General features: G+C 43.0%; 34 protein-coding genes. 33 read left to right on the top strand and 1 reads right to left on the bottom strand.

The genetic code is table 11. The annotated features are described in order from the left end of the window. From ACH11B_RS25325 to ACH11B_RS25165, 33 genes are all read left to right on the top strand, one after another. Entirely contained in the window at nucleotides 1-351 is a 351-nt protein-coding gene (locus ACH11B_RS25325; protein WP_377611073.1) for a DUF4406 domain-containing protein, read from the top strand. Nucleotides 352-462: 111 nt separating this feature from the next. Then, a complete protein-coding gene (locus tag ACH11B_RS25320) occupies nucleotides 463-1,329 on the top strand; it encodes an HNH endonuclease signature motif containing protein (protein WP_377611071.1) in 867 nt (288 codons plus the stop codon). Then, nucleotides 1,326-1,736: a hypothetical protein gene (locus ACH11B_RS25315; protein ID WP_377611069.1), complete on the top strand. Its 411-nt coding sequence runs from the start codon at nucleotides 1,326-1,328 to the stop codon at nucleotides 1,734-1,736. Before ACH11B_RS25320 ends, ACH11B_RS25315 begins: the two co-directional genes overlap by 4 nt. 2 nt (nucleotides 1,737-1,738) lie before the next feature. Next, complete coding sequence (locus tag ACH11B_RS25310) at nucleotides 1,739-1,963, top strand: hypothetical protein (protein ID WP_377611067.1); 225 nt, start codon at nucleotides 1,739-1,741, stop codon at nucleotides 1,961-1,963. A 180-nt stretch (nucleotides 1,964-2,143) separates the two neighbouring features. Beyond that, entirely contained in the window at nucleotides 2,144-4,990 is a 2,847-nt protein-coding gene (locus ACH11B_RS25305) for a primase-helicase family protein (RefSeq protein ID WP_404273992.1), read from the top strand. Nucleotides 4,991-4,992: 2 nt separating this feature from the next. After that, nucleotides 4,993-5,220: a hypothetical protein gene (locus tag ACH11B_RS25300; protein WP_377611063.1), complete on the top strand. Its 228-nt coding sequence runs from the start codon at nucleotides 4,993-4,995 to the stop codon at nucleotides 5,218-5,220. Between the two features lies 1 nt (nucleotide 5,221). Then, nucleotides 5,222-5,974 carry a hypothetical protein gene (locus ACH11B_RS25295; RefSeq protein WP_377611061.1) on the top strand — a complete coding sequence of 251 codons (753 nt, stop codon included), beginning with the start codon at nucleotides 5,222-5,224 and terminating at the stop codon, nucleotides 5,972-5,974. Nucleotides 5,975-5,984: 10 nt separating this feature from the next. After that, complete coding sequence (locus ACH11B_RS25290; protein WP_377611059.1) at nucleotides 5,985-6,176, top strand: hypothetical protein; 192 nt, start codon at nucleotides 5,985-5,987, stop codon at nucleotides 6,174-6,176. Between the two features lie 252 nt (nucleotides 6,177-6,428). Further along, the gene (locus ACH11B_RS25285) at nucleotides 6,429-6,965 is read left to right on the top strand and encodes a hypothetical protein (protein ID WP_377611057.1); all 537 of its coding nucleotides are present in this window, start codon (nucleotides 6,429-6,431) and stop codon (nucleotides 6,963-6,965) included. Between the two features lie 5 nt (nucleotides 6,966-6,970). Next, nucleotides 6,971-7,357 carry a hypothetical protein gene (locus ACH11B_RS25280; protein WP_377611055.1) on the top strand — a complete coding sequence of 129 codons (387 nt, stop codon included), beginning with the start codon at nucleotides 6,971-6,973 and terminating at the stop codon, nucleotides 7,355-7,357. A gap of 218 nt (nucleotides 7,358-7,575) precedes the next feature. Next, the gene (locus ACH11B_RS25275) at nucleotides 7,576-8,535 is read left to right on the top strand and encodes a reverse transcriptase domain-containing protein (protein WP_377611053.1); all 960 of its coding nucleotides are present in this window, start codon (nucleotides 7,576-7,578) and stop codon (nucleotides 8,533-8,535) included. Next, complete coding sequence (locus tag ACH11B_RS25270; protein ID WP_377611051.1) at nucleotides 8,522-8,812, top strand: hypothetical protein; 291 nt, start codon at nucleotides 8,522-8,524, stop codon at nucleotides 8,810-8,812. Before ACH11B_RS25275 ends, ACH11B_RS25270 begins: the two co-directional genes overlap by 14 nt. 46 nt (nucleotides 8,813-8,858) lie before the next feature. Further along, the gene (locus tag ACH11B_RS25265; RefSeq protein WP_377611049.1) at nucleotides 8,859-9,029 is read left to right on the top strand and encodes a hypothetical protein; all 171 of its coding nucleotides are present in this window, start codon (nucleotides 8,859-8,861) and stop codon (nucleotides 9,027-9,029) included. A gap of 151 nt (nucleotides 9,030-9,180) precedes the next feature. Continuing rightward, a complete protein-coding gene (locus ACH11B_RS25260; protein WP_377611047.1) occupies nucleotides 9,181-9,477 on the top strand; it encodes a hypothetical protein in 297 nt (98 codons plus the stop codon). An 86-nt stretch (nucleotides 9,478-9,563) separates the two neighbouring features. Then, nucleotides 9,564-10,007 (top strand): hypothetical protein, encoded by a 444-nt coding sequence (locus ACH11B_RS25255; protein WP_377611045.1) that lies wholly within the window; start codon nucleotides 9,564-9,566, stop codon nucleotides 10,005-10,007. A gap of 558 nt (nucleotides 10,008-10,565) precedes the next feature. Further along, a complete protein-coding gene (locus ACH11B_RS25250; RefSeq protein WP_377611043.1) occupies nucleotides 10,566-11,087 on the top strand; it encodes a hypothetical protein in 522 nt (173 codons plus the stop codon). A 95-nt stretch (nucleotides 11,088-11,182) separates the two neighbouring features. Continuing rightward, nucleotides 11,183-11,578 (top strand): hypothetical protein, encoded by a 396-nt coding sequence (locus tag ACH11B_RS25245; RefSeq protein ID WP_377611041.1) that lies wholly within the window; start codon nucleotides 11,183-11,185, stop codon nucleotides 11,576-11,578. A 59-nt stretch (nucleotides 11,579-11,637) separates the two neighbouring features. After that, nucleotides 11,638-12,555: a S49 family peptidase gene (locus ACH11B_RS25240; protein WP_377611040.1), complete on the top strand. Its 918-nt coding sequence runs from the start codon at nucleotides 11,638-11,640 to the stop codon at nucleotides 12,553-12,555. A gap of 25 nt (nucleotides 12,556-12,580) precedes the next feature. Then, nucleotides 12,581-14,182, top strand: a complete 1,602-nt coding sequence (locus ACH11B_RS25235) for a hypothetical protein (RefSeq protein WP_377611038.1) — start codon at nucleotides 12,581-12,583, stop codon at nucleotides 14,180-14,182. Between the two features lie 98 nt (nucleotides 14,183-14,280). Beyond that, nucleotides 14,281-14,832 (top strand): hypothetical protein, encoded by a 552-nt coding sequence (locus ACH11B_RS25230; protein WP_377611036.1) that lies wholly within the window; start codon nucleotides 14,281-14,283, stop codon nucleotides 14,830-14,832. Between the two features lie 63 nt (nucleotides 14,833-14,895). Continuing rightward, on the top strand, nucleotides 14,896-15,846 hold the full coding sequence (locus ACH11B_RS25225) for a hypothetical protein (protein ID WP_377611034.1): 951 nt from the start codon (nucleotides 14,896-14,898) through the stop codon (nucleotides 15,844-15,846). Beyond that, nucleotides 15,846-16,346, top strand: a complete 501-nt coding sequence (locus ACH11B_RS25220; protein WP_377611032.1) for an N-acetylmuramoyl-L-alanine amidase — start codon at nucleotides 15,846-15,848, stop codon at nucleotides 16,344-16,346. Before ACH11B_RS25225 ends, ACH11B_RS25220 begins: the two co-directional genes overlap by 1 nt. After that, entirely contained in the window at nucleotides 16,343-17,095 is a 753-nt protein-coding gene (locus ACH11B_RS25215) for a hypothetical protein (protein ID WP_377611030.1), read from the top strand. Before ACH11B_RS25220 ends, ACH11B_RS25215 begins: the two co-directional genes overlap by 4 nt. Nucleotides 17,096-17,140: 45 nt before the next feature. Then, the gene (locus ACH11B_RS25210) at nucleotides 17,141-18,070 is read left to right on the top strand and encodes a hypothetical protein (RefSeq protein WP_377611029.1); all 930 of its coding nucleotides are present in this window, start codon (nucleotides 17,141-17,143) and stop codon (nucleotides 18,068-18,070) included. Further along, nucleotides 18,039-19,781: a hypothetical protein gene (locus ACH11B_RS25205; protein WP_377611027.1), complete on the top strand. Its 1,743-nt coding sequence runs from the start codon at nucleotides 18,039-18,041 to the stop codon at nucleotides 19,779-19,781. Before ACH11B_RS25210 ends, ACH11B_RS25205 begins: the two co-directional genes overlap by 32 nt. A gap of 163 nt (nucleotides 19,782-19,944) precedes the next feature. Further along, the gene (locus ACH11B_RS25200; protein ID WP_377611025.1) at nucleotides 19,945-20,262 is read left to right on the top strand and encodes a hypothetical protein; all 318 of its coding nucleotides are present in this window, start codon (nucleotides 19,945-19,947) and stop codon (nucleotides 20,260-20,262) included. A 348-nt stretch (nucleotides 20,263-20,610) separates the two neighbouring features. Further along, nucleotides 20,611-20,853, top strand: a complete 243-nt coding sequence (locus ACH11B_RS25195; RefSeq protein WP_377611023.1) for a hypothetical protein — start codon at nucleotides 20,611-20,613, stop codon at nucleotides 20,851-20,853. A 1-nt stretch (nucleotide 20,854) separates the two neighbouring features. Then, nucleotides 20,855-22,234, top strand: coding sequence for a hypothetical protein (locus ACH11B_RS25190; RefSeq protein WP_377611021.1), 1,380 nt, complete (start codon nucleotides 20,855-20,857; stop codon nucleotides 22,232-22,234). Between the two features lies 1 nt (nucleotide 22,235). Continuing rightward, entirely contained in the window at nucleotides 22,236-22,595 is a 360-nt protein-coding gene (locus tag ACH11B_RS25185; RefSeq protein WP_377611019.1) for an MW1434 family type I TA system toxin, read from the top strand. A 20-nt stretch (nucleotides 22,596-22,615) separates the two neighbouring features. After that, complete coding sequence (locus ACH11B_RS25180) at nucleotides 22,616-23,596, top strand: DUF6712 family protein (protein ID WP_377611017.1); 981 nt, start codon at nucleotides 22,616-22,618, stop codon at nucleotides 23,594-23,596. Continuing rightward, entirely contained in the window at nucleotides 23,565-24,545 is a 981-nt protein-coding gene (locus ACH11B_RS25175; RefSeq protein WP_377611015.1) for a hypothetical protein, read from the top strand. The genes ACH11B_RS25180 and ACH11B_RS25175 overlap by 32 nt, the downstream gene beginning before the upstream one ends. Next, nucleotides 24,542-24,967: a hypothetical protein gene (locus ACH11B_RS25170; RefSeq protein ID WP_377611014.1), complete on the top strand. Its 426-nt coding sequence runs from the start codon at nucleotides 24,542-24,544 to the stop codon at nucleotides 24,965-24,967. The genes ACH11B_RS25175 and ACH11B_RS25170 overlap by 4 nt, the downstream gene beginning before the upstream one ends. Before the next feature lie 11 nt (nucleotides 24,968-24,978). Then, complete coding sequence (locus tag ACH11B_RS25165; RefSeq protein WP_377611012.1) at nucleotides 24,979-25,296, top strand: hypothetical protein; 318 nt, start codon at nucleotides 24,979-24,981, stop codon at nucleotides 25,294-25,296. 509 nt (nucleotides 25,297-25,805) lie between these two features. Here ACH11B_RS25165 and ACH11B_RS25160 read toward each other — a convergent pair. After that, a complete protein-coding gene (locus ACH11B_RS25160; protein WP_377611010.1) occupies nucleotides 25,806-26,069 on the bottom strand; it encodes a hypothetical protein in 264 nt (87 codons plus the stop codon). Nucleotides 26,070-26,161: the final 92 nt, after the last annotated feature.

Genomic DNA, 26,161 nt, shown 5'->3' with positions numbered 1-26,161 from the left:
ATGGAAAGAAAAATTTACATCTCAGGCCCCATAACCGGCATGCCCAACGATAATCGCGAGGCGTTTGCCGATGCTACCCGCACACTTCGTAGCAAAGGGTATCTGGTTTGCAATCCGCATGAGCTCGTTTACGCCGTCCCCTCCGGCTCCCCCTGGAGTGTATACATGAGAGTTTGCATCGAAGCGCTTACCCATGTCACGGACGTGGTTATGCTAGAAGGATGGGAGAGAAGTAGAGGAGCACAGCTCGAAAACCTTCTCGCAATTCAGCTTGAAATCGATGTCCATTACAGTATCGAACAATTTTTAAAGGAGGAACAACAATGCTTACAGTCCAATTCTACCAATTAGCCTTAGTAGGATCTGCCCTGTGCTGGCTCTGTATTGCCTGGCTGATCATCCGCTCGTCAAAAAATCGCCGCAAGAAGCAAGTTCAACGCATTGAGAAACAAAGGAGGAGAAATGCCTAAGAGCCAGTTCACCAAAGAAATGGAAGCTTTTGTCAGAGCGAATTACATGGACTTACCTGCTTCAGAGATGTCTCGTGTCTTAGGGATAGCTGCTGGGATTATTTGTAGAAACATGAGAAGACTCGGACTCAAAACACCAAAGGAAGTTTCTAGAAAATGGGCGGCCAGCAAATTGAAGGGCAGAACCCGGGCGACCGCTAAACAAGATGAGTTCATCAAAGCACATGCGCTGACTATGCCGCTTAAAAGAATGGCTAGAACTTTGGGTGTGGGCGACACTTTGGTTAAGCTTAGAATGAAACATCTCGGTATCGTCGTGCCTCAAGAACTAAGGGATAAGTGGGCAGAGCAATCTAGACTGAAAAAAGGCAACGTACCTCCTAATAAAGGGAAAAAGCAGGTAGAATATATGTCTGCCGAATCAATAGAACGATCGAAGGCTACTCGTTTCAAGAAAGGGAATATCCCGGCTAACGCCTTTGAAAAGGACGGAGTAATTACGATTAGGAATGATAAACGAGGAGTTCCCTACAAACACATAAGGATTGCTTTAGGCGAATGGGAATATCTGCACATATATAATTGGAAAACTGCAAATGGACAAGTTCCGGACGGCCATGTGGTAGCCTTTAAAGATGGCGATACGTTGAACCCGGACATAAGTAACCTTGAGCTGATTACAATGGGTGAGAATATGTTACGTAATTCGGGCACGATGAACCTGCCCGACGGGATGATCTCGGTATACTTAGCACCACGTGACAGAGAGCTTAGGAAAGAAATTCTAAAACACCCCGAACTGATTGAACTTAAACGTCAACAGATTTTATTACAGAGAGAGATAAAAAGCAAATCATGAAACTTTTTGAAATTGAAAAATTCCTTTACCAGGTAAAGGATAGAGTAGTTGTCTACAAAGGATCCGAGCAGCGAGTGCTTCGTTTTTCCATCAACGAAAAAACTGTCAAGATCGTAACAGACAAAGATGATATCACCTTTCTCACGGAAGATTTTAATCCGGACGATTTTCCGATGGCAGCGGAAGCCGTCGCTAATATTCCTTCGTTACCTGAGCCAATGCCGCTAGGCGGAATTTTGGGATCCTCCGGTGTTGATTTTATAAAACTTGCTAAGGAAAACATCGATCAGGTGAAGCGAAATAAAGAGTATATCCCCCAAGCCTCTGCCATCAACGAACAGCTGAAGACAATGGTTGAGTTCGCTAAAGTGCAGTTGGAATTTGCAAAGCTCGTAACACGTAAATAGCAATGAAAAAGAAAGAACCTATAACCGATTTAGAACTATTCGAGAAGCTTTTCGCACCGGAAACGCCACGCAAAACAACCGGTAAACTTGAATACCGCGTACGTGATCTGGATGGTGCCAAAATAAATACGCTTCATATCATTAAAACAAAGAAGCTCAATTTAGAAATTGTTTCCATTGGCAACATGCCGACCATGCGATCATTCTTTGTACAACCAATAGGATAACCGATCAGAACCAAACCAGTAATGCAGAACTACAAAATATCCAAAGACGACATTTTACAGCACACCAACGGCGGCCTTGATATATTCCGGTTCTATATAAAGGATATCGACGATTATGCCGGTACGCGGAAGAAATTCAAGCTGCACGAAGAAAATACCCCGTCATCATCCATCAAGAAAATGAGCGACGGTAATTGGGTGGTTGCTGATTTCGGTGATGATGGACGGTGGCGCAATGGGATTGCCTTCGCGCAAAAAATGGAACGGTTGGATTTTGGTGATACTATTAAGCTGCTGGCCAATCGTCACGGAATTGCCTCCGCCGAACAGGTTGATAGCATGTTTGCGCCCAAATTTAGTTCTTCTGACGCAAAGCCCGATCAACCGAACGGCCACTGGGAATTCGAGTACCTCGACGAAGTTCCCGAGTCCTGGTTAAAGATCCTGTTTGCCGATAAAGTTTGGGCTTATATCGAGTACAAATACAGAAATGTAGCGGGCGAGGCCGAACGGAAAGAAGAGGTGCTGAAAGAACTTCGCGAAATACTGCTTAAGCAGCACTGGCATGCCCTTAGTTCCTACACCATGATCAAGGATCGAAAGGCAACAAAGATCGAATCGGCGGAATACTACCCGATATTTTGCATCGAGGAAACAACCCGGAAAGGAGATAAGGACGTCACCTTCCGAAAAATATACCAGCCCAAAGCTGCTAAAAAGAAAAACAGGTTCTTTTACAACGGTGATTTCGATCCGAAGTTTTTGCACGGCCTCATGCAAGCTGAAAAGATGTTTCAGGAATTGCAGGACGAAAAGGCCGCCGAGGAACCGACCGAAAAGAAAGACGATGACGACAACGAAGTAAAGCTGGAAGAGATCATTTACTGCACGGGAGGATCCGATGCACTTAACCTTAGTGCCCTTGGATACTATGCCGTATATCCTGCATCCGAATATTTCCGGATGGATCCACGTTTGTTAAAGAAACTGTTCTCGCTCGCAAAGAATGTGTACACCTGTCCTGATCTGGACGAGACTGGCCAGCGCCAAAACTTCAAGCTTTGCATGGATCCCGAAGATGAGCGGTACCTCGATATCAAAGTGGTCGAGCTTCCCGCTGCGCTTCAAGAACATCGCGATAATTACGACCGCCCCTGTAAAGATGTTCGCGATTATCTAAAATACTACAAGGCAAAAGATTTCCGGAATCTCGTTAAGAGTGCACGCGAATTCCGATTCTGGGACATGCACAAAGCCATGGATAAAAACGGCAGCGTAAAGATGAAATTCGGGCGCCCTGTGTATGAGTATAAGCTAAGTAACGAGCGCGTCTATAAATTCCTACAGCGCAACGGTTTCTATCGCCACATGATCAGTGACGACGTGGAAGAGTTCATTCATATATCGGGCAACCTGGTTCAGGTGGTCAAAGCTCCGGCTATCAAAGGCTTTCTTGTCGACTTCCTCCGCGAACGCTTTTTCCCTGAAGAACTGATAAACCTGGTGCACCGATCGCCTCAATTGAATGAGGCCTCATTCTCAGCGCTCGATACGATTGATTTAAACTTCACCGATTACGAGAAGACCGAGCAATACATGTTTTTCAAGAACGGTACCTGGCGTATCGATACCAACGGCATCGAGGTGCTTAAACCTGCGGATGTGAAGCGAAAGGTATGGGAAAGCAAGATCCTGCCGTGGTCGCCAACGAAGTTGCCGCCGATGTTCACCATTACCCAGGATAAAGAAACGGGTGACTTCGATATCGAAATACACAACCAGGAATGTTTGTTCTTCCGTTTCCTGATCAACACGAGCCGAATATTCTGGCGGAAAGAGTTTGAAGACAACTTGGTCGGAAAATCGCAGGAAGAGCAAGACGAGTACCACCAAGCGCATCGCTTCGATATTGCGGGGCCTAATCTGGCCGATCATGAGATACGCATACAGAAAATGCATCTCATGAATAAAATATACGCTATCGGATACCTGATGCATCGCTATAAGAATCCTTCGAGGCCATGGTGCGTATTCTCCATGGACGATAAGAAAAGCGAAGACGGGTTAAGTCACGGGGGTTCGGGTAAGTCCATCTTCGGTAAAGCCGTCAGTTATTTCAAAACAACCGTCAACTTTGACGGTCGGGATAACGATCTATTCAAGGATAAGCACGTGTTCGAACGTGTAAACCGCCAAACGGATCTGCTGATTTTTGATGATGCCGGTAAGTACTTCGCCTTTGAACGGCTGTTTTCCATCATCACAGGAGATTTGGTTGTGAACCCAAAAGGTAAAAGTCACATCACGCTAACGTTCAACGAGACGGGAAAGATGTTGATCAGTACCAACTTTACGCCTACGGAACTATCGCCGACGGTTCTTCGTCGACTTTTGTTCACCGGCTTTAGCGATTTCTATCACGTGTCCAACAATGGAGAGTACAACGAAACACACCAGCCATTTAATGACTTCAACAAGAACCTGTTCGATGACTTTACACCCAACGAATGGAACCTGTTCATAAACTTCATGGCTCAATGTTGCCAGGCGTTCCTGGTGCATGAAAAGATTGAAGCACCAATGGAGAACATGAATGCCCGAAACCTGCAAAGCGTGATGGGCGTGTCGTTCCTCATGTGGGCAGAAAGTTATTTCAGCGAAGAAAGCGGCCGTCGGGATGCCTTCGTTCCCGTGCACGTTGCCTTGGAAGACTACAAGCGCGAGTGTGGTGTAAAGATGATCACCACGCAGGGCTTTAACCAAAAAGTAAAAGCCTTTGCACAGCTTAAAAACCTGATTAACGGACCGAAAGAACTGCTCAACAAGGACGGACGAATTGCCAAGTACTACGATGCACTTGAGTTCGATAACCGAAACAAAAAGTGGTTCCGTCCCGGCAATAAAAAGACCACCAATTTTTATTACCTGCAAACACCCGGTAAGGAACTAACCGAAAATATATGCGACCCTACGAAAGGTGACGAACCACCGCTGCCCAGTGTACCGGAGGAGCAATATGACTTTTAGCCATGTACAACCAGTATGCACATATCGAATACCTTCCCCTTCAACCCCATGACAGATTTGTCGACGGTTTGGGAAGACAATTTACAGTCGATTATGTCGCGCCGGCATCAGGCGATTACGGATCCTTCCTCATCTTTCATGAGGAAGGAAAACCTGACCGTACCGATATCTGGCAACCCTACGAGGAAATGGTAAAGCTGTTGAACAATAACAATATAAGGAGGATTTAAAATGTATACGCTACTGAGCCTGTTTGATTACTCAGGAAATTGGAGTAAACCGTTTGAAGATAGGGGTTGGAATGTTATTCGTTGGGACATTAAACTATCCGAGTTTATGGATATAATGTCGTTGTCTAACGCCGAGATATCGTTGGATCTCTTCGAAAGCATAGACGGCATTATTGCCGCGCCGCCCTGTACAGACTTTACGGTTAGCGGCGCACAATATTGGCCAATTAAAGACGCAGATGGAAGGACGGAAACATCATTAGAGTATGTCAGACAGGTGCTTCGATTAGCAGATCTTTTCGAGCCGACAGACCCTGAATACGACGGCCCGTTTTTTTGGACCCTAGAAAATCCAGTTGGCAGACTCCCTAAGCTTTTGCCAGCGCTAAACGATTTCGGAGGGGCATATTATTTTCACCCTTACGAGTTTGCTGGCTATACAAGTCCTACAAAAGACGATCTCGCTCGCTTAGACAATTTACGTTTACTCGACGGAAAAGGGTTATCAGATAGTGATATCGATCTGATACTGGAAACAAACGCCTACACTAAAAAGACAGGATTGTGGGGAAACTTCAATCGAGATATCCGTAAGGATCCGATAGAACCCATTAAAGCTTCATCGCAAGGAACCTTTACCCAACGGTATGGAGGCAAAAGCGAAAACACCAAAGAAAAAAGAAGCAATACGCCTCGCGGGTTTGCGGAAGCTTTTTGTATTGCTAACCTAGACTATCGATCATATTTAAATTAAAACAAAGGTTATGATAACAGAACTCGAAACAAACAACCATGCAGATCTTGGAGATCCGATGGGAAACTACGCAGATGCAGAGAACGAGAACAAAGTGCGTGCATCTCTTTTTATGACGCTGTTAATATTGTTTTCACCTGCTATTGTTGTGGCTATTATCGCCGTAACGATAATGATGGTAGTTAAATGGATGGGAGGGTGATGCAATGGAAACGCAAAAGCCAAGACGTCAAACAAACCGACAGATACACTTGATTCAGGTTCTTAGGCATAAGCTGAAACGGCGATACGTTGTAGATAACTTACGCAGAGAGATCGATATAACGCCTTTCACAAGTTTCGATGAAATACCAGTGCCTGACAGGTATTATGTACGCCAATTGGCCAAAACAGGATTCAGTATTCAGTTAACAATTTTTAATCAAAAACAAATCATCAATAGCGAAAGCATAGAATGGGAACAATAACCGACAAGGCTTGGGAAGAATCAGAAGAGCAAAGTAAATCAATTAATAATAATAAAATGGAAACACTACAAATCAGTAAAAGCAATGCGTTGGCCGCATTTAGAAGCACGGATCAGAAAGGGAAAGCTCTTTTGTCTACACTTTTTGGTGCCGAAATTTTCAGTCAGAATGTTATCGACAGAATCAAATCGTTTGAAGATGTCCTGGATGATCAAGGGATTTCGAAGGAGCAATGGTTGAAGTCCATTGACGGGATTTCCGATGATGAAATAGCCTACAAACAAATTAAGCTTATCGTTAAGTCACTCAACGAAGGGTGGGAGCCGAACTGGTCGGATGGTGGTCAGTATAAATACTATCCCTGGTTTGAATTCGATTCTTCGGGTCCCGGCTTCTCGTACCTCGCCTACGACTACGATAGCACGGGTTCGCTCCTCGGCTCCCGCCTTGTATATAAAAGTAGCGAGCTGGCCAGATATGCAGGAAAACAATTTGAATCCATTTATAACAAATTTTTAAACTAATCATAATGAACATTACAGAGACAGTTAAATCATACGAAGACGTATGTAAGATCCTGGGGATTGATCCAGTTAAATCGCTTCCGTTTCCGGAGCCTCAAACAGAGGAAGAGAAAGCCATCAACGGCTTTACCAAAGTAATTAGATCTATTGCCGTTCTAAATGAAGGATGGAAACCAGACTGGACGGATTTCGATCAACTTAAGTACTACCCGTGGTTTTATATGAAGAAAAACCATTCTTCGGGTCCCGGCTTCTCGTACAGCGGCTACGACTACGATAACGCGTATTCGTACCTCGGCTCCCGCCTTGTGCTTAAAAGCAGAGAACTGGCGAAGCATATGGCAGAATATTTTCTGGATGATTATAAAAGCTTTATGGTGATAGAAAGCTAAGTCACGTAAAGGTGGTGCGTCGCTTTGGCTGTTTTCTTCGAGTCCCAGCTTCTCGTACAACGACTACAACTACGATAACACGAATTCGAACCTCAGCTCCCACATTGCTTATAAGATAATAGTGGCGCAGACCTTGCCAACACGGCAAAAGACAACATGTTTGAAAGGGCGTTGGTAACCATTACAAATGGTGAACACGACCGATAAAGCAAAGGCTGATGAAAAGATTGAATAATTTATACAGCAGGATATACGACATAAGGAATCTGGAACTGGCAGACGCTATTGCCAGGAAAGGCAAGGGTGATCAGATTGGTGTGCGAAAGCACGATCTGAACGGGGAGAAAAATATCGTGGATCTACACAATATGCTTAAGTCAAAAAGCTTCGTTACGTCTCGATACACTACTTTCACTATTTACGAACCAAAGGAAAGAGAGATCAGCCGATTACCTTATTTCCCTGATCGAATTGTACACCATGCTGTTATGAATGTACTGGAGCCGATATTCGTTTCCGTTTTCACGGCCGACACATACAGCTGCATTAAGAGCAAAGGAATTCATGCAGCGCAGCGGGCACTTCGGAAAGCATTACAAGATAGAGACGGAACTATATATTGTCTTAAGCTGGATGTAAAGAAGTTCTATCCAAGCATCGATCATGTAATACTGAAATCCCTGCTCAGGAGGAAAATTAAGGACGGCGATTTGCTTTGGTTGCTCGACGGGATAATTGATAGCGCTCCAGGTGTTCCTATCGGAAATTACCTTAGTCAGTATTTCGCTAACTTTTATATGTCCTACTTTGATCACTGGATCAAGGAACGGATAGGAGTAAAGTATTATTTTCGTTATGCTGACGATATGGTTATCCTTTCCGATTGCAAAGAACATTTGCACCAATTGCTTTATGAAATCCGCTCTTATTTGTGCACCAATCTTAAGTTAAGCATTAAAGAAAACTACCAGGTATTCCCGGTCGCTTCTAGGGGAATTGACTTTGTTGGCTACCGGTTCTATCATACGCACACGTTGCTTCGTAAGAGCATTAAAAAATCATTTGCTCGTGCTGTAGCGAAAGGAAAAAGCAGAGAATCAATTGCGGCGTACATAGGATGGGCCAAACATGCGGATTGCCGGAACCTGGTCAAAAAACTAACGAATGAAAACCTTTAAAGAATTTGGAATAAAACCTACAAAACAAGGCTTTACGGGCGACAAGATCAAAATAAGTAAAATATTGAACAAAGAAATAAATGTTCTCGACTTCAAAATCGAAAGCTCGCAGTTCAAAGGAAAGTGTCTACATATGCAGATTGAATGCGGTGAAAGGAAGTTTGTCGTATTTACCGGATCAACGGGACTGATCGATATGATACAACGGGTTCCGTCGGACGGATTGCCGTTCAGCACCACGATCGTAGAAGAGAATGAAAGATTTGAATTCACATAATATAGGTAATAAATAAAAATCAATTTAAAAGAAAGGAGTAGTAATCATGAACAAAGCAAAAGGATTAAGGGATTTGCATTTTCACGGAGAAAAATTCTTGACTGAGGGTAAGATTTACGAAGGTAGAGTAGCCGAGGAAGAATTTGAAACAGTAGACGACAAAGGGACGCCCATATTTTTTAATATAGGGATTGACGTAAAACTAATTGAGGAATAATGGATTTGATCCTAATTTTTATAAGCATCGTCCTTATCGGGATAGGATATGAACAGAGGGGAATTAAAAACGCTATTAAAAATACTTTAAATAACAAAGATTAACCTTAGGTTACCGACATGGATGTCGGTAACCCCTAAACTATCAAAAAATGAATAACGAATCGAAAAGAATATTAAAAGCCGAATGGCTGAAAAACGGGTACGATGTTGCGCTAGTTAACGATGTGCTTGATCTAATGGATAACAAAGCACGACTGGCTAAAGATCAGGAATGGGTAGCGATACCTGATTTGAGGTTTCTTACGTGTGTAAAAGAGCATACGCACGAACATTGGCAGGATCTGTTAAACAGTGAGGTTGATCTACGCACTGTTGAGGATGATATAAAATTGGGTGTTACGTTCGCCTTTTACACAATGGATTCAAAACTGGCTTGGGAGCGATAGAATTTTACCGCGGTAGTGTTCTAAAATAATCTAACGGGTTATTTGTTGAAATAATTCATAAATTAGAACAAACCAATTGAACAAAAATGGAAACACAACAATTCATTCGAACGTATGATATCAAGCTTGACTTTAAGATTAGTGAGGGTTATTTCGGTGATCTTTTCGGAAAAGAACTAACCGCGCACAAAAGAAGTTATGGAGGTATGCATAAAGAAAGATTCTTGAGAGATCTTTCGGAATCCGATAAAATTCAAAAGTATTTAGTAGAAAAGAGCAGGTCCGACAAATATTGGGACGCGGATACTTGCCGAAGGCTTTTGTTACAGGTATACGATCTTTTTCGAAAGGAAAGGGATAATGATGACCATTGGGAGATCCATATGCGGTTGCTGCTCCCCGACCTCAACTGTATCAAGATTGTAGACGGAAACAATTTTGTTGAGCTGGATGAAAAGGGATTTGTCCGCCATTACACAATAGTTGACGGAATAAGGATCCAGATAAAGCAACCAGCCGAATCAAACTGAATTTAAGCCCCTCACGGGGCTTTTTTATTTCGAACGACCTAACATCCATTCCCGTTCCCTCGTTGAATTTACGCGCTCGCAACGCAGCGCACACAAGCGACCCATCGGGGCGCACCTTTCTCACTCCGGGCCGTCGGCAGCCGTTCTCTTTCAATCTCTTATATATTATTTTAAAAATTTCTGTAATTCTGTAATAAAAGAAAATCTAAGGTATAATTATCAGAAAGAGAGGGTTTTAAGTCCTTACAAATTTTTGTAAGGAAAATTTACTTCTTACAAAAAAGTTGTAATAAAATTGCTCCTTACAAATCCTTACAAACTTGGAATTTCATCATTACAAAAACGTTGTCGTGTAATTATCTGATAATCAGATAATATTACAACCTTACAACCTTACAAAAAAAATCGGCTTTTTTAAGACCTCTGTTTTAAAACGGCTTCATTCTCGAGAAGAAAACAGCCCGGGCATAGAACATTACATATCAATTTGATATACTATTTTTTGATTGATAAAGTGACTTATTAGTAGTATTTTTATGCTAACAAATCATTATTGATATGGACGTTCTTATAAACATCAAAAAGGAGTACTTACGTAATTACCTGGGCTTCTTATTTGCATTCGAAGACGGTGCGTATTCCGTTTTCAGACACACCGATTTTGGTAAGCTGCTTGTTTCCCTGGTCAAGTATTCTGATAAACCGGTGGACCACATCAAGACGGAGCAAACCGTTCGTATTATTCTACCGAAAACGAGAGCTACCCGGACCGCTGAAAAGCATTACCTCTACTACACCAGAGAAGACCAGGCGAAACTAAACGATTTTCTTGAAGCCATCTTCAATATCGATTTCGACCAGTTCTTTTTGGCCGGTGTAAAACTTGGCGTTGAGCAGAAGGAAATCGTAAATGATTTTATTGTGAACAGACGGTTGACCAGCATGATCGGAAACATCGAAACGATCAAAAAAAGAAGCTATCGAACAACCTTGGATTTACAGAAAAAAGCGCTCGACAAGCTATATAAGCGGGCACATTATCGAAATATTTCTATAACAAACTACCTTCGAGCAATTTAATTATTGATAATCAGCTAGTTATATCTTTAAAAAGAAAATTGTGCTAAATTTAGAAACATTGATTCTAAAATCGACCCCAACCAAATCAGGCAACCATGAACCAAAAATTCAACACCATAGTTAATCTACAGGCAACCCGACTAGACGACATTATTCTGTACGCACACAATCCAAAAGGCTCGGGTAAAATACAGTCACTGAAATGGCATCCCATCAAGTTATCAATGTCCGGACAGTCGCTTGCTATCGACACGGAGTACACCGAGGCCGGTCCGCGGTATAAAATAGCAGCGAACCTACGGTTAAAAGAACAGTTCTCTTGGGATATAAATTACGGAATTGTATTAGTCGCGGAATTTTGCGGAGGTGAAATTCGCATAATCGGCACACCTCACATCCCCGTCAGGTTAGAGAACGACTGGAACCTAACGCAAAAAAGACTTTCATTCACCCATGTAACATCCGTTTTTCCATTGATTTATACGCTTTAAGGTCCTTTCTATAGGCCTAATAGATAGATAATATTGCTTTAACAAAAGCAACCTTATCTATGCGTAATAGGAATTTCTTACTCACATCCCAAATAATTCGCGGGCATTGGTTTATGCACCCCGAAGAAGTGATGGCTGCTGGCTTACAGTTGCAAGAGCTTTTTGATATCAGCCAGAGCAGGAGTAATTCTTCGTTTACTGAGATTGGCCCATTACCCAAAATGGTCATCAGTGCTAACGATTCAAATGAAGAAGTCCCATCATATGACGAAGCGCAATCAGATGCAATAGCGCTATTTAGTGTTTCCGGAACCATGTTGAAGTACGGCACAATGTGCTCTTACGGTACAGCAGAAATTGCCGAGGATATATTATTGGCAGCCGAGAATAAAAACATAAAAGCTGCTGTATTTGAAATCGATTCAGGCGGTGGCGCTGTAAACTCTGTACCTCCATTGGCATATGCCGTTCGGAAATTCAAATCTTCGGGTAAATCAATAATCGCTCTTATCGATTCAGCGTATTCAGCGGCTTACTGGCTTGCCAGTGAATGTGACCACATCATGGCTGGAAACAGTGTATCTGCTGGGGCTGGATCCATAGGTGTAATGATGAGTTTTGCTGACGCGAAAGGTTATTATGAGCAAAGAGGGTATAAGGTTCACACCATTTATGCACCGGAAAGTTCTGAGAAAAATAAACCATTTGAATTAGCGCTCGAAGGTAAATATGAAATGATACAGACAGAGCAACTCTCACCATTAGCTGTAAAGTTTCAGAATACTGTAAAAGCAAACAGACAAGGTAAGCTAAAGATGGACGATGGTGATAAGGTCCTTAAAGGTAAAACCTATATGTCTGAGGCAGCTCTTGATATTGGTCTCATCGACAGTATAGGAAACAGAGACCGGGCGATAAGCTGGGCAAGAGATCGGGTAACAGCTTACAATTTCATGCAAGAATTCAATCAACAATAATTTCAAATCAACCTAAACCAGTAACATGAAAAATTTAAAAATGATGGCCGCCGTCGTATTGAAGACCTTAGGTTTAACTGCCTTTGGAAAGAATACAGATGGAAAGGAGATGCTGACGGAGGAGCAAAAGGCGACGCTCGCCTCTATGTTCGGAGATAACTTCAGCAAGATGTTTTCTAAAGCGCTTGAGGAGGGCGTGACTGCCTCCGTGGACAACCAAGAAGAGACTCCGCAGGAAAGTTCTACAGCCGAGGGATTGATGAACGCGCTACGGGATCATCACAGTACAGTGGTTGCTAGCCAATTGTCTGACTTACAGGCTCAGTTAAAACAGGCAAACAAGGAAAAGCAAAATCTTCAAAATTTAGTGAATGCTATGTCTGATGAGACCGAAGCAAATCCTTCTGCGGAATTTCCAAAAGATTTCGAAAGAAATCCAAAGGTGCAGTCAGTCATGAAGGTAGACATGAATGCTGCGCATTACGCTGCCGCAAAAACATTTGTTCAAACGGGATCAGCTGGTGCTGTGCCGAAGGGAGCAACTATAGAAGTGGCAGACCTGAAAACGGAGTTTGGTAAATACTTGAATATAAATGGTAATAACCTGGATATAATCAAGCAATTATTTACCGGGTTTACTTCTTCTCAGTATTTCACTTCGGTATTGGCTACTACGGAGTACAGGGCAATCAGAGCATTGATTACATCGGTTGTTCAGCAGTTTAGTGCGAAATGGACACCGCTCGGAAAAGCAAAGTTCACGCCTATCAAAATCATCAACCGTAGGCATAAAATTAACTATCCTATAATTCCTGCAGAGGTATTGGATAGTTACATGTTCAAACTATACGATGAAGGCTTGGCTCCTGATCAGATGCCGATTACTAAATACATCTGGAATGAGTTGTTGTACCCTCAGATCCTTAACGATATCGAGTTGAGAATGATCTTCAAAGGTAAGTATGTAGAGCACACGGGCGATACCGCTACACCTCCTGAAGATGGTATGGACGGATTGGAAACTATATTGGTAGAATCAAAAGCTTCCGGGACGTCTAACATTCCGTTTTTCAACAAATATCCGAACTACGATTATCGTACAGCTACGGATCAGGAAGTGTTGAACTTCTTTAACGACTTCGTCGCATGGATCAGCCCGCTTTATGCAGGTGTAAGCATGAATATTTACGTTTCTCCTGAACACCTTTCAAGATATCAGGCGGCTTATAAAAATAAGTGGGGTCAAAATAGCGGCCAGGACGGAGACTTTGGAACCAAACGGATCGATTTCTCAAACAAGTACCTGGTAGCTTTAGACGGAATGTACGCGTCTCCTATAGTATTCTCTACGCCTAAGGCAAACATGTTGAAGCTTCGTCATAAAAACGAGGTTCCAAATGTGATCAATGATGTGCAAAAGCATGATTACGAAGTTCGTTTATACGGGGAGTTCTGGTTATCTGTTGGGTTCGCTATTGAAGAAGCGGTGTTTGCATTTGTTCCTGCGGGTTACAATCCAAAGGCACAGATCACCAGAAATTGGGGAGCCTACGATACTTATCAAGACTGGAAGTACGCTGACGACGAAACAGGATCTGACGCTGGATCAACAGCTGGTGGAATATAGTTCAATCAACCAAACCGACCGGTAGGAGTTAAAAGCCCTACCGGTTAATTAAAGAAATCAACCTTAAACCCTGCCTTCAGGCAATAAAAACTTAAACAATGGCACGAGTATCCATTTATAAAAAGGGCGTTAATCCCGGTACGGCCCGTCCTAAAAACCCGAACCTTATCATTCTTTTTGCCAACGACATCGAAACTATCCCTGAGCGCGATGCAAACGGCGTGTTAATCTCAGGAGATATCGTTCTGAAAGCCGGTGCACAGGCGGTTGAGTTATACTTAACCCCCTCAACAATTTCACGGGCACCTACAACCGAAGGTGATCCGGACGAGAGCGGATATATAGACGCCGTTTCAGGTTCGCATCCAGGCAACGAGTTGGAATACGATGAACTGGAACAACAGCTCATGGGTGAAGACCTGATTCTGATTACACGCGAGTGTGGGGACGCTAAAGGAACCCGTCTGCACGGTACAAAATGTAATCCTATGAAACTACAGGTGGAAGGTCAAGATAACAACGAGGCAGTTAAATCTATGTTGACCTTCACTCAGGTACAACGGTCTCGATTCAAAGCAGCTCACTATCGTGGTGCAATCCCAACGATAGCTCCTGCACCGGTTGACGGTTCCGGAGTTGGCGGACTTTAATCTATAAATCAACAAAGGTCATCCTCCCGGATGGCCTTTTCCTATTAACCTAACAAAAATAAAATGGCAAAAAAGAAAACAGCTGCTAAAACGGAAGAAAACGCAGCGCCTATTACCGAAGAAACAAAGGCTCCTGTTATCGAGCAGCCCGAAGAAACAAAGTCGCCGATTTCCGAAAATTCTGAGGAGATCAAGGAAGAAACGCTGGCTACCGATGATAATGTTAATGAATCGTCAATTGATCAGGATGAATCCGTTGAGCTTAGCATAGACGATCAGCCTTTAACAATCGTGATTCCCTATCTAAAAAATGAAGCATCTGACGATGAGTTGCTCTATGCATTAAGGGCATGGGAAAAGAATCTGCCCAACTGCAAGGTTATTATTGTTGGTGATAGCGAGGAATACTTCAGCGACGAAGTGGTACACGTGGCTCACGAAAAAACTTCCAAGAATCCGCAGATCGACGTAACACACAAGTTGCTGGTTGCTATCGCGAGTGGTCGTCTGCCGGAAAGGTTCGTGCTTTCAAATGACGATATATTTCCGTTAGGGGAAGTTTTGCCGCCTGACATATACACACTGAAAGCCTTCGGAACGCTTGGGGCAGGTACGGGCAAAAGTGGTGGCGTGTATAATGAGAATGCGGTACGAACTGCTGATTTGTTGAAAGAACAGGGTTTTCCCATTCACAGATACGGAACCCATACGCCAATGTTTTTATACACCAAGGAACTGGCGGAATTGATAGACCTATACGAAGCGGAGTCGCAAGGTACACTTTTGACTTCTCTGTATTTCAACACCTATTATCCAACGGCCAGACCTACACAGGTTACAGGCGGTAAGGACGATCCAATTCTCGCATCGGTATACCGCTCTAATGTGGAGGCTGGATTGCTGAAAGAAGTATTCGCCAAGCGTAAGTTTATGAACGTAAATAACGATGGCTGGAAGGCGGTAAAGCCGTACTTCGAAAAAATGTATCCCAACAAATCAAGATTCGAAAAATAATGAGAAAGATTAAATGGATCGCTATTCATTGCACGGCGGGATATGGTGACGTTGATTCGATCAAACGCTATTGGAAAAACGTTTTGGGGTGGAAGGAGGTTGGTTATCACTTTTTTATATACAGGAACGGAACGGTGGTTCAGCTTGCTGATATTTCCAAAGTAACCAACGGTGTTAAAGGTTTCAATTCAAATTCGGTGCATATCTCTTATCAGGGTGGTGTGGAACTGAATAACGTTAATAAAGCAAAGGATACCCGCACGCCCGAGCAAAAGCAAGCGATACTCCAAACAATCAAAACCATTTACGATCAGTTGAAGTTTAACCAGGATGTTTCGGATATCAGGATTCAGGGGCATCGTGATTTTAGTCCCGATAAGAACGGAAATGGTGTCGTCGATCCCTGGGAACGGATAAAGGAATGCCCATCGTTTGACGCGATTCCCGAATACGCCTGGATTAAAGGCCCCGAATCATTGAGGCAAAAGGGTATTATATGACAAGTGTCTTCTCTTCAAACTCCGCAGACCTGCGGAATCAGGTTAATAATTGGTTAGTTGCCGACAGCCCTCATGCCGAGGGTTGTCGGTTTTTTGAATTAATACCGGGAATAAAACACCAAAAGGTACTACTGCGCATACTATTGAGGGGAAGGAAACACCACAATCATTTATTGAAAACCATTCTCCAAAACCACTTCGGGTTGATACAACCGAAGGAAACATCTCTGATCAAGAATGAAAAGAAAGCGAAAGAACTTGTTTCAACTACGGAAAACAAACCTTCCTTTCGTGACGAATGGCCCTTCTTGTCCGATCCGGATTGTCCGCCGGAACTGAAGATATTGGCCGCCGATAAAATAACCGCCTACAACAATATGCGAGCGGCACATAAGCGCCTATTCGATAGTGCTTCCGATGGAGATCAGTTCGCCGCCGTGCACGATCTCGTTTCCAATTACATAGAAAACTATCGAATCTATAACGAACTTAAATGCTATAAGGTCACCGGTAAGATTTTAGGCAAACATTCAATTTGGGTAGAAATGCAACGACTTAAATCCATTAGGCAGTCCAGTCCCGTCGAGCTCCCTTTGATGGCAAAAAAACTGCAACACAACATCTGGCGTATAAAATCGGAAATAGCCAAAGGTGATAAACCCCATCTTCGTCCGGAGCGAGAAAAAAAGATCAGGGAAAAACAGCGCGAACTACAGGAAATCGGTAGGTTAATAGCTAGTTATAAGTAGTTTTCGTCCTTTCTAAAGCCTCGTTTCAGCAATAATTTCGGTATTATGGAAGATAATTTAGGCTTGGGCCTCGACCCAGAACAATACGAAGAGCTTGAGGTAATAGCCGGTTTGGGTCGTTCCAATGAGGAAATAGCCCTTTACTACGGTATCGACTTCAAAAAGTTCCAATACTTCGCGGAAGATAAAGAATCGTTGCTTTATTATCACCTAACCAGGGGACGGCTAAACGCTTCAATAAAGGAAGAGCTGGCCATATTCAACAAAACCTCCGGCGGCAGCGTCGAACATTCTAAACGCTTACAGGAAATAAGACGTAACAGGAGCTTTAAGGTTGCCAAAGACGATGTATTTGGAGTTCTGGAAAAAGGGCAGTTCGAAGCAATTCAGAGCTATATTTTAGGCACTAATAAAAAGTCGCTCAATAAAGACGAGCAACTGTACATAGAAACGCTCACCATGATTTCGTCGCTCGACCGAAAATACGGAAGAGCCAAAACCATCGATTTTCTTTCTAAAGGCTTTGGGTTAAAATCCAGTCGTTGCACCGAACTGTACGACGAAGCAATAAATCTGTTCTATGCTGATCGCAACGTGGAAATGAAAGCGCTGCGCCATAAAAAAGCCGAAAGGCTGGAAGAGATGGCCCGTGTTGCATTTGAAATGGCCGAAACATCCCGCGATCTAGAAGTGGCCGGCAACCTTGAAGTACAGGCGGCCAAATTAAGGGGAATGGATAAGCCGGAAGTGGAACGGCTTCCGAAAGAAGTATACCGGAAACCTTATGTTGTCTATTCCCTAAACCCGGAAGACGTAGGCATGCCAGCTGTTAATCGTCAGGAGATCGCTAATCAGATCGATTTGTTGGAGATTCCCGAGTCAGAAAAAATACGTCTTCGTGCTGACGCGCGCATAGAAACCGTTCAACTTAAACAATACCTCAGTGAGCTACAGGAAGAAAGTAAAACGCAATAGTCCCAACGCCCAGGTTCAGTTTAGTAACTGGACGGCTCAATTGGCAAGTATGTGCGCAACGAATTCCCTTGTTGCGATTCTGGGAAGAGGATCCTCAAAAACCACCGAATTTCTCGTCAATAGGTTGATTGATATGGCATTTGATATGCCGGGGGCTCCTGTTTGTTGGGTATCGGACACTTATTCAAACCTTACCAAGAACGTATTGCCATCGGTGCTGGAAGGTTTGCAGCGAAAAGGGTGGGTAGAAGGCGTACATTTTGTGGTCGGGAAAATACCGCCTTCATTTACAGAGGCAGAAAAGGAGGATCTTCCGAGGGATATTCGAGAACATTTTTGGAAACCTTTCAATCCAATCGTGTCGTATAAGCATACCATTGTATTCTTTACGGGCTTCAATATAACCTTCGGCTCGCTAGATCGCCCGGCATCACTCGCGGGTAGATCTTATGTACATGTATTCGGTGACGAGGTCAAGTATTTTCCCGAACGCAAGATCGCTAACCTGTTAAAGGCTGTCCGTGGTTATAAAGTCAAATACGGGAATTCGGTTTACTATCGCGGTCGAACCTTCACAACAGACATGCCTAATACCGCCCATATAGGCGAGCACGATTGGATACTACGGATGGGGGCGAAGATGAATCCGGAGGCAATTGCGTTGGTTGCTCAGGTTTCTTTTGCGCTCAACGAGGCTTTACAGGAATACCTGGTTGCTGAGGAGTCGGGCAATAGGGAAGAGGCCGTAAAGAAGAGAAGGACCTATGAGCGGTGGTACGAACGGTGGCAGCTCGTTAGATTGCGTAAAGAGGCACATCTCTTGTATTTCATTGCATCCAGTTACATTAATGTTGATATCCTGACACTTGAATGGTTTGAAGACGCTATCAACGATGACTTAGGGGATGTGAAGACCGCAGTGTTATCGATCAGGGCAATGATCGAAAGCGGAGATCGCTTTTATTCGAATCTAGGCGAGCAACACTTTTACGATGACGGTACCGATGAGGTATGGGCCAATACTTTCGGTTTGCGTGACGAGGAAGACTGCCGCATTTTGAAGTATCATCAACGGGATATGCCGATCGACGGAGGGATGGATTTCGGCAATATGATGTCACTTACGTTGGCACAACCTGATGGTAAAAAATATCGCTGCCTGAAATTTATGTATACGCTTACACCTGATTGGATTCCCGATCTGGCAAAGCAATTTCTAGCCTACTACAAACCACATCGAAAGAAAGTGCTTAATCTGTATTACGACCGTGCAGGTAACAACCTGCAAAAAGCCAGGCAGGACTACGCCTCGCAGGTTAAAAAAGCAATTGAGCAGGACGAGAACGGAGTAAAGACAGGCTGGACAGTGGTGTTAATGTCACAGAATCAGGGAAATATTGGAAAGAACGAGGAGTATAACTTTATGAATGTGTTGCTTGGGGGACACAATAAAATGTTGCCGCAGGTACTTATCGATAGATATCATTGCAAACCGCTTAAGTGTTCACTTGAATTGGCGCCTGCCAAAAAGGATTATTCCGGTAAAATGGTTAAAGATAAACGGAGCGAGAACCTAAATGTAAAACGGCTGGTCTATGAGTCAACAAACCCAAGCGACAGCTTTAAATATTTAATGATGCGTAAGAACTGGCGAAAGCTAGCCTTTGTGACTACCTCTCAATCTGCCGGAGATGTGTCAACGAAGGGATAATTGACCTTAAAATCTGTCCTTTAAAAACGGTACTTCGGTGCCGATCTTAGATTCAACGAACAGGGCTTCTAAGCTTCCTGTAAAGCAAGCGACGGAAGCATTAAACAATATTGTCACCTAAACCTTAGGCAGTCTTTCGGGGCTGCCTTTAAAAGAAAAAACTATGAAGAGACGCATGTTAAGTACAATCGGAGTAGGAGTTGGTGCATTGGCCATGGCTTTAGCTGCAAACTCGTTGTCCTATGTAAACAACGCTCCGCAAACTGTCAAAGAGGTAAAGGCTACATTGTCAGAGACAAAGAAAGCGCGAACCAAAGTGGTTAACCAGATAGGAGGTATTCCGCTCGAATCGTACGTTCCAAATTACGGAATGAGCCCGAAAGAATACGGAATTCGTTTCGGAAATGGCCGCTCCAGAAAAGGTAAACTCAACCTAAATAAGTTGAGCCATAATTGTAAAGTAAAATCACGAATGTCATGATGGATAAATTTTTCCCTTTCCTAGCTTTAGTTATTTGGTTTATTATGTTGTTGGTGATGTGCCTAACGATTATACCATTACTGGCAATAATGTGGCTTGACGAGGATGGTCTTTTTTTTCGGTTCGGAAAATCACTAGTAGATAAATTGTAATTATGGCATACTTGATTTTTACTTTATGTTTTTCTTTTTTATCGATTGGTAATAAGGATAATATAGGGGAGTACCTCTTCTTTTTATTCGCATCACTTTGCTTCTTTCTTTGGATTGATCACGTAAAGTGTTACCGGGCTAAACAAACAACTGATTTTTGGTTTTAGCGATGCATGTCTTTGACGCCATAAAGAAAATGAGAGAGCTTTCCGAGAAAGGAATTGCTTTTTCGTTTTCATATACCAGCTATAGCAGAGAACGATTTAAGACGGACGGAATCGTTACAGTAGATCGCGCTAGACTGCGTCCCAGAACCAAAGAAAAGTATAATGAATTTCACGAGCTGCTTGAAGAATACATCGACTTATCTAACAACGAACCTCGCCGCTTTTGGCGCTGCACTTTAATGTCATTCAATAATCAACCTACGCACTTATAAGATGTCTACAGAAGGAACTATTAAACGACTTAACGAAAAAACCGCTATCATACACAATGATGTGGGCTGTTACGCCATTTCGGAGGACTATTCTAACACCGGCACCTGGCACAACATTTTGCAGAACGACAGTAAGGTCAATTGGGAAACGGATCCTGTGATTGTGATGGGAAAGAAAGTTGTTCCCTATGGCGTAAATAATGACCTGCCTGTAATGATCCGTAATGTCATGGACGATAATAACCTCGCCCCGGGGATAATTGAACGGCAAATTGGCTTACTTTATGGCGACGGCCCTCGTTTGTTCCGAGAAGAATACGGAGATAACGGGGAAATCGTAAGGATGTGGTACAAGGATAACGAGATACTTAACTGGTGTGCTCCCTGGATCAGACGCTATTTGGATATGGCTATGGTTGAATATAAGCATTTAAAGGGCTTTTTTACCCGTAGATCGCTCAATAAAGGAGCTAGAATAGGCATCAACACCAGGATAAATAAGATTGAAATTGTACCCGCTGCTGACGCAAGGCTTGCTTTTCCTGAAAATGGCTATCGGTTGGAAGACGTAAAACAGATCTACGTCGGCGATTTTGAGAACAACTGCTATAAAACGGGAATAGCAACTTATCCTGTTTGGAACGTAAACGATCCTTTTGCCAACAAGGTAAGCATGAGTTACCATAACAATTACAGCTTTGCCAGAAACTTCTATTCCGTTCCTTCTTACTATGGTGCCCTTAGGTGGTTAATGCGGTCGAGCGATATTCCCGACATCATTAAGTATCTGACGGAAAACGGTGTTGCTGTAGCTTTTCATATCCATTCCCCTGCGGGTTATTGGGATCAGAAACGAGATAAGTTGATCGAAAAATATCCGGAAGAAACCCCGAACCAGATCGATAAACGATTGGAACAGATAAAGGATGAGACTTTCCAGCGTATTCAACGAGTGCTGGCGGGAAAAAAGAATGCCGGTAAGTTCATTGAGACGGTAGACTTTTACGACGGAATGAGTGGCGATCAGCTCAACCAGTGGAAGGTTGAACCTATCGATCAAAAGATAAAGGATTTCATAGAGGCGCAGCTTAAAGTTGCTACAACTGCGGACAGCGCGACAACTTCAGGTATGGGGCTGCATCCTTCATTATCAAATTTGATTGTAAACGGGCAGTTATCCTCTGGAGCACAAATGTTATATGCACTCAAGCTGTTTCTGGCAAGTGACGTTAGCATTCCGGAGGAGGTCATATTCGAACCAATCAACCAGGCGATTGCCGCTAATTTCCCTAAATCAGACCTTAGAATGGGATTTTATAGAAGGATAGTACAGGCAGAAGATAGCATAACCAGTTCCGAACGACTTAAAAATGTAGTATAAAATGAAAACACAAAATCTAACTTATTATGAGGCCTTAGAGGCCGCCTCAAACGGGGAATTAATTGCTAGAAAGAACTGGCTTGATAGTTCTGTATTCGCATTTCAAAGGCCTTGTGACGACTTGCCTATTAACATATTGTTGTCTGCTAAATCCTTGCCTAAGCAATTAAAGGATTATTACGAACGTAAACATCAGCCCATCGTACCAGACAATATTCCGAAAGTCCGATTCTCAGCTTATATGTGTTTAAAGGCCTATGACGATTCGGTAATTAATGGATGGGAGCCTAGTGAAGACGATATTTCTGCGAACGATTGGTGTGTTCTGGAATCGGCTCCAAAGGCGTTATTTAACAACTAATCAGTTATTAATTTTCAATTATGGCCGAAAACACCACAATAATAACCACAACCAGTGAGCTAAAGCAGCTCACCGGATCCTTTTATGCAAACAACGATTTCACCAAGATCCGTACCGATATCGAGCTTGAATCAGAAAAGTTGAAAGATCTTATCGGCGATGCTGTATTTGAGCGTGCGCTTACTGAATATGACCCACCAACACCAAGCGAAGACGATGATTTAGGGGAACCAAAAGAACAAACACCCTTGGTTAATCATGTGCAGCTTCCGATTGCTTTAATGTCGGCATACCGTTTCTACCAAAGCAATATAGTAAGTCACGAAGATGGCGGTCGTAAGGTAAAAATAGACAGCGATAACGAAAAAATGGCGTGGCAATGGATGCTTGACCGTGATGATGAAGCGCAGCTTAAGAAAGCGCAGCGGGCAATTGACAGGTTAATTGCCTACCTGGATAATTCAGATATAACGGAGTGGTTAACCGGGGACAAGAAATTAGCTGCAAAGGACTTGTTTTTACCTAATCCGGCAACGTTTCAGCAGGTGTTTCCAATTGATAATTCGCCTCGATTCTACTATATGGCGCTTCCTTTCATCAAGTCTGAGCAGAACAAAACCCTTCGCCCGGCAATGGGAGAGGATTATTCGGCTTTGTTGACAGCGTTTCGAACCAACACTCTGACAAACGATCAGTATACTTTGCTTGCATTAGTGCAGGAAGCGCTTGCTTTACGCACGATATCGGTTTGTGTTCGTCGACTTTCTTTACAGGTGCTCCCGGAAGGAATTGTTCAGGGGTACCGTACTTATCTTGACAGTATGAAGGGAAGCAAATCGCCTGATCTGGGTACATTGAAATTATACACCAGGTTCATTGACGATGAAGCGGACGAGGCGATGGGTGAGCTGCGTAAATGGCGTAACCGTAACACACCCGGCGCTAATGATCCGGTTCTACTTCCAAACAATGATCCCTGCAATAAATATTTCAGAACCTGATATGCATACGTTAGAAGTTCCGGACAAAAATAAGACGATACTTATTCCCGACCATTGGGATGAGTGCACCAAAAGAGAGGTTAACGATTTGTTCTGTCGAGCGCTCCATGTTGTGTTGGACAATGTCACGATGTACGATTATTACCTGTATGCGCTGAAGAGGCTGGACATATTTAAGCCAGGACTAAAAGTGTCAATTTACAGCAAGGTGTTGGGTGAACGGTGGCGACAGCAATACTTCTCTGCCATTTATTTCTATGCATCAAAAACATTGTCCTGGGCATTCAAAACAAATAAAGAGGGTCGAATGGAATTAAACTACAATACGGTGCGTCAAAATCTGCCGATGATTCAGGTGGGGCGTAAAAAGCTATATGGGCCGAGCGACCTGTTGGAAGATCTCACCTTCGGAGAATTCAGAAATGCCAAAGCAGAGCTAGATAAGCACTACCTCTTCGCAAAGGATCCGGAAACACGAGCGGAGTCGGAAGAGGCAATGGATGCATTTATGGCCTGTCTATATCGTCCCGCCGAACGCAGGGCGAAAGAAGCAAACGACGATCCGAAATCACGTGCACCTTTTAATGCAAAACACATCAATACCAGATATACGCGAAAGATCCCGATGTGGAAGAAAATGCAGGTAATGCTATGGTTTACCTATTGTATTTCCTATATCCAAACAGAGGATCTGTTGCTGGATGGAAACGAAATCAACTTTAGTCCTATATTCCCTAAATCCCTTGACGATGATAAAGAACGCGAAGTCAAACTTAATTCCCGAGGTACCGGATGGACGGGTCTCTTGCACAGTGTCGCAAAAGAAGGAGTCTTCGGAGACGCTGAAAAAACAGACCAAACCTTATTGTTCGATGTCCTGCTCTACATGTACAAAAATCACCTCGACAATATCAAAATTCAACAACAGCAAAAACGAAAGAGCTCATGATTAAAATAACCGATTTTAACACAATATGTGACGAGCTTAAGACAGTCGCGGGAGCCAAAGGTTATGTGCTCAGCGCGACGGAAGAGAACCTGGTAAATAAATTGAAAGACAGGGCCGGGCTACAGTTGGCTTGCATCATTCCCATGCTTTCGACCAGTGGTGATCTCAGCGGATTTATTGATGAGACTACGACGATGTTCTGGGCGATTGAAAAACACGTCGACGGCCAGACGGATAAAAGCGAGCTACAGCAGTACCAGCGTACGCAAGATGCGATCATGAAGGTACGAACACATATAATTTCAATGGCCGAAGACGGTTGTTCTGACTTTAACAATCTTGACCTGAACAGCATGATCATTGAGCCTGTTTGGGTGTCAAAGGGAAGTTGGAACGGTTGGAGTTTGGAGCTTACTTTTTAGTATATTTGAATATGAAGAAAACAAAGCCTATCCCCAGACCAATAACCAAAAGCAACAAACTTTTTGATGCAGTTAACGCACTGTTGGCTAAGCGTGGTCCAAACGGAAAACCTTTAATGGTACGCGCTGGATCTAACTTCATGACTTATCCGGAACTTATTGCAGGGCCTGAGAAAGAAAACTTTGTAAAGAATCTGTTCTACTACCTTCGGTTGAAGGGTTTTATTTCTGAACACGGCACCATGTATATTAAAGACATTGAAGACGGATCAACCATTGCTGAGTATTCAAATAAGTACGGAGCGATCCTTGTAAATAATCAAGTGTGATAAAAGGAACTGAGATACCTGTACGCACAAAGAGCTTTGCAGTTTTGCAAGGCTCTTTTTTTTGAGAATCAAGTTGAAAAAACCGATTAGTTTAATTTTCAGGCAGATTTTACAGCGATTAAGCTGGTTATTTATTGAAATTGTTTTTGAAAATCAACGTGTTACGGAATTGAAAGGGGAAGGCGATTTTTGTTCACACACGCGAGACGCCGGGCCGCCCTGCGCCGGAAATGCAATTGCACGCCCTGGCCCCGGGATGGATATATGACGGTGCTTTGATATTTTTAATGTATTAATGAATATAAAAATATGCTTTATTGTAGTATTTAAGAGGTCTGACCCTTCGTTTTTACTTGTTGCAAATGGTGCTTGATTTACAAGGTATTACGTTTGTCATGAGGTCATCTGGCAACGCCTGACCATATAGGCCGATTCCCTTCTCTCATAGGCCGGGTTGACTGTTGAATGAATGGATTGGACTTACTTATAGGACTAGCTAAGATAGGATGCTAGGCCCTGGTACGAGGTGTTATCTCTTTCAATACCGAATCCATTGCTTTAAATAGCTTTATTACAAAGTCATATCTCCATTTTAATGGGCGTAGCGATGTATAACGCCATTCGTTCGTATCATCATAGTGGCGGAACCGATGCCTGATATTATGCTTGTCCGTTATATCTATATAGTAATTCCCGTCAAAATAAATGACGTTGTAGTTTATTGAAACAGTTCTTCCTTCGAAGTCAATCGATATAATCCCGCTATACTCCATTTTGCTAATATTTTTAGTACAAAACTAAGCAACATTTATATTTATTCGCAAATAAAACTCGACAAGAACATGGTTATATCCGTTGAGGTCGT

The organism is Olivibacter sp. EAT-5 (genome assembly GCF_044784325.1).
In the GTDB taxonomy this organism is placed as follows: Bacteria; Bacteroidota; Bacteroidia; order Sphingobacteriales; family Sphingobacteriaceae; genus Olivibacter; species Olivibacter oleidegradans.
The sequence above is the reverse complement of the archived record's forward strand: the minus strand, read 5'-3'. Positions and strand labels throughout refer to the sequence as shown.

Excerpts from the sequence above, each read along its gene's own strand:
- ACH11B_RS25325 (WP_377611073.1), top strand. The coding sequence starts at position 1 with ATGGAAAGAAAAATTTACATCTCAGGCCCCATAACCGGCATGCCCAAC.
- ACH11B_RS25320 (WP_377611071.1), top strand. The coding sequence starts at position 463 with ATGCCTAAGAGCCAGTTCACCAAAGAAATGGAAGCTTTTGTCAGAGCG.
- ACH11B_RS25315 (WP_377611069.1), top strand. The coding sequence starts at position 1,326 with ATGAAACTTTTTGAAATTGAAAAATTCCTTTACCAGGTAAAGGATAGA.
- ACH11B_RS25310 (WP_377611067.1), top strand. The coding sequence starts at position 1,739 with ATGAAAAAGAAAGAACCTATAACCGATTTAGAACTATTCGAGAAGCTT.
- ACH11B_RS25305 (WP_404273992.1), top strand. The coding sequence starts at position 2,144 with ATGAGCGACGGTAATTGGGTGGTTGCTGATTTCGGTGATGATGGACGG.
- ACH11B_RS25300 (WP_377611063.1), top strand. The coding sequence starts at position 4,993 with ATGTACAACCAGTATGCACATATCGAATACCTTCCCCTTCAACCCCAT.
- ACH11B_RS25295 (WP_377611061.1), top strand. The coding sequence starts at position 5,222 with ATGTATACGCTACTGAGCCTGTTTGATTACTCAGGAAATTGGAGTAAA.
- ACH11B_RS25290 (WP_377611059.1), top strand. The coding sequence starts at position 5,985 with ATGATAACAGAACTCGAAACAAACAACCATGCAGATCTTGGAGATCCG.
- ACH11B_RS25285 (WP_377611057.1), top strand. The coding sequence starts at position 6,429 with ATGGGAACAATAACCGACAAGGCTTGGGAAGAATCAGAAGAGCAAAGT.
- ACH11B_RS25280 (WP_377611055.1), top strand. The coding sequence starts at position 6,971 with ATGAACATTACAGAGACAGTTAAATCATACGAAGACGTATGTAAGATC.
- ACH11B_RS25275 (WP_377611053.1), top strand. The coding sequence starts at position 7,576 with ATGAAAAGATTGAATAATTTATACAGCAGGATATACGACATAAGGAAT.
- ACH11B_RS25270 (WP_377611051.1), top strand. The coding sequence starts at position 8,522 with ATGAAAACCTTTAAAGAATTTGGAATAAAACCTACAAAACAAGGCTTT.
- ACH11B_RS25265 (WP_377611049.1), top strand. The coding sequence starts at position 8,859 with ATGAACAAAGCAAAAGGATTAAGGGATTTGCATTTTCACGGAGAAAAA.
- ACH11B_RS25260 (WP_377611047.1), top strand. The coding sequence starts at position 9,181 with ATGAATAACGAATCGAAAAGAATATTAAAAGCCGAATGGCTGAAAAAC.
- ACH11B_RS25255 (WP_377611045.1), top strand. The coding sequence starts at position 9,564 with ATGGAAACACAACAATTCATTCGAACGTATGATATCAAGCTTGACTTT.
- ACH11B_RS25250 (WP_377611043.1), top strand. The coding sequence starts at position 10,566 with ATGGACGTTCTTATAAACATCAAAAAGGAGTACTTACGTAATTACCTG.
- ACH11B_RS25245 (WP_377611041.1), top strand. The coding sequence starts at position 11,183 with ATGAACCAAAAATTCAACACCATAGTTAATCTACAGGCAACCCGACTA.
- ACH11B_RS25240 (WP_377611040.1), top strand. The coding sequence starts at position 11,638 with ATGCGTAATAGGAATTTCTTACTCACATCCCAAATAATTCGCGGGCAT.
- ACH11B_RS25235 (WP_377611038.1), top strand. The coding sequence starts at position 12,581 with ATGAAAAATTTAAAAATGATGGCCGCCGTCGTATTGAAGACCTTAGGT.
- ACH11B_RS25230 (WP_377611036.1), top strand. The coding sequence starts at position 14,281 with ATGGCACGAGTATCCATTTATAAAAAGGGCGTTAATCCCGGTACGGCC.
- ACH11B_RS25225 (WP_377611034.1), top strand. The coding sequence starts at position 14,896 with ATGGCAAAAAAGAAAACAGCTGCTAAAACGGAAGAAAACGCAGCGCCT.
- ACH11B_RS25220 (WP_377611032.1), top strand. The coding sequence starts at position 15,846 with ATGAGAAAGATTAAATGGATCGCTATTCATTGCACGGCGGGATATGGT.
- ACH11B_RS25215 (WP_377611030.1), top strand. The coding sequence starts at position 16,343 with ATGACAAGTGTCTTCTCTTCAAACTCCGCAGACCTGCGGAATCAGGTT.
- ACH11B_RS25210 (WP_377611029.1), top strand. The coding sequence starts at position 17,141 with ATGGAAGATAATTTAGGCTTGGGCCTCGACCCAGAACAATACGAAGAG.
- ACH11B_RS25200 (WP_377611025.1), top strand. The coding sequence starts at position 19,945 with ATGAAGAGACGCATGTTAAGTACAATCGGAGTAGGAGTTGGTGCATTG.
- ACH11B_RS25195 (WP_377611023.1), top strand. The coding sequence starts at position 20,611 with ATGAGAGAGCTTTCCGAGAAAGGAATTGCTTTTTCGTTTTCATATACC.
- ACH11B_RS25190 (WP_377611021.1), top strand. The coding sequence starts at position 20,855 with ATGTCTACAGAAGGAACTATTAAACGACTTAACGAAAAAACCGCTATC.
- ACH11B_RS25185 (WP_377611019.1), top strand. The coding sequence starts at position 22,236 with ATGAAAACACAAAATCTAACTTATTATGAGGCCTTAGAGGCCGCCTCA.
- ACH11B_RS25180 (WP_377611017.1), top strand. The coding sequence starts at position 22,616 with ATGGCCGAAAACACCACAATAATAACCACAACCAGTGAGCTAAAGCAG.
- ACH11B_RS25175 (WP_377611015.1), top strand. The coding sequence starts at position 23,565 with ATGATCCCTGCAATAAATATTTCAGAACCTGATATGCATACGTTAGAA.
- ACH11B_RS25170 (WP_377611014.1), top strand. The coding sequence starts at position 24,542 with ATGATTAAAATAACCGATTTTAACACAATATGTGACGAGCTTAAGACA.
- ACH11B_RS25165 (WP_377611012.1), top strand. The coding sequence starts at position 24,979 with ATGAAGAAAACAAAGCCTATCCCCAGACCAATAACCAAAAGCAACAAA.
- ACH11B_RS25160 (WP_377611010.1), bottom strand. The coding sequence starts at position 26,069 with ATGGAGTATAGCGGGATTATATCGATTGACTTCGAAGGAAGAACTGTT.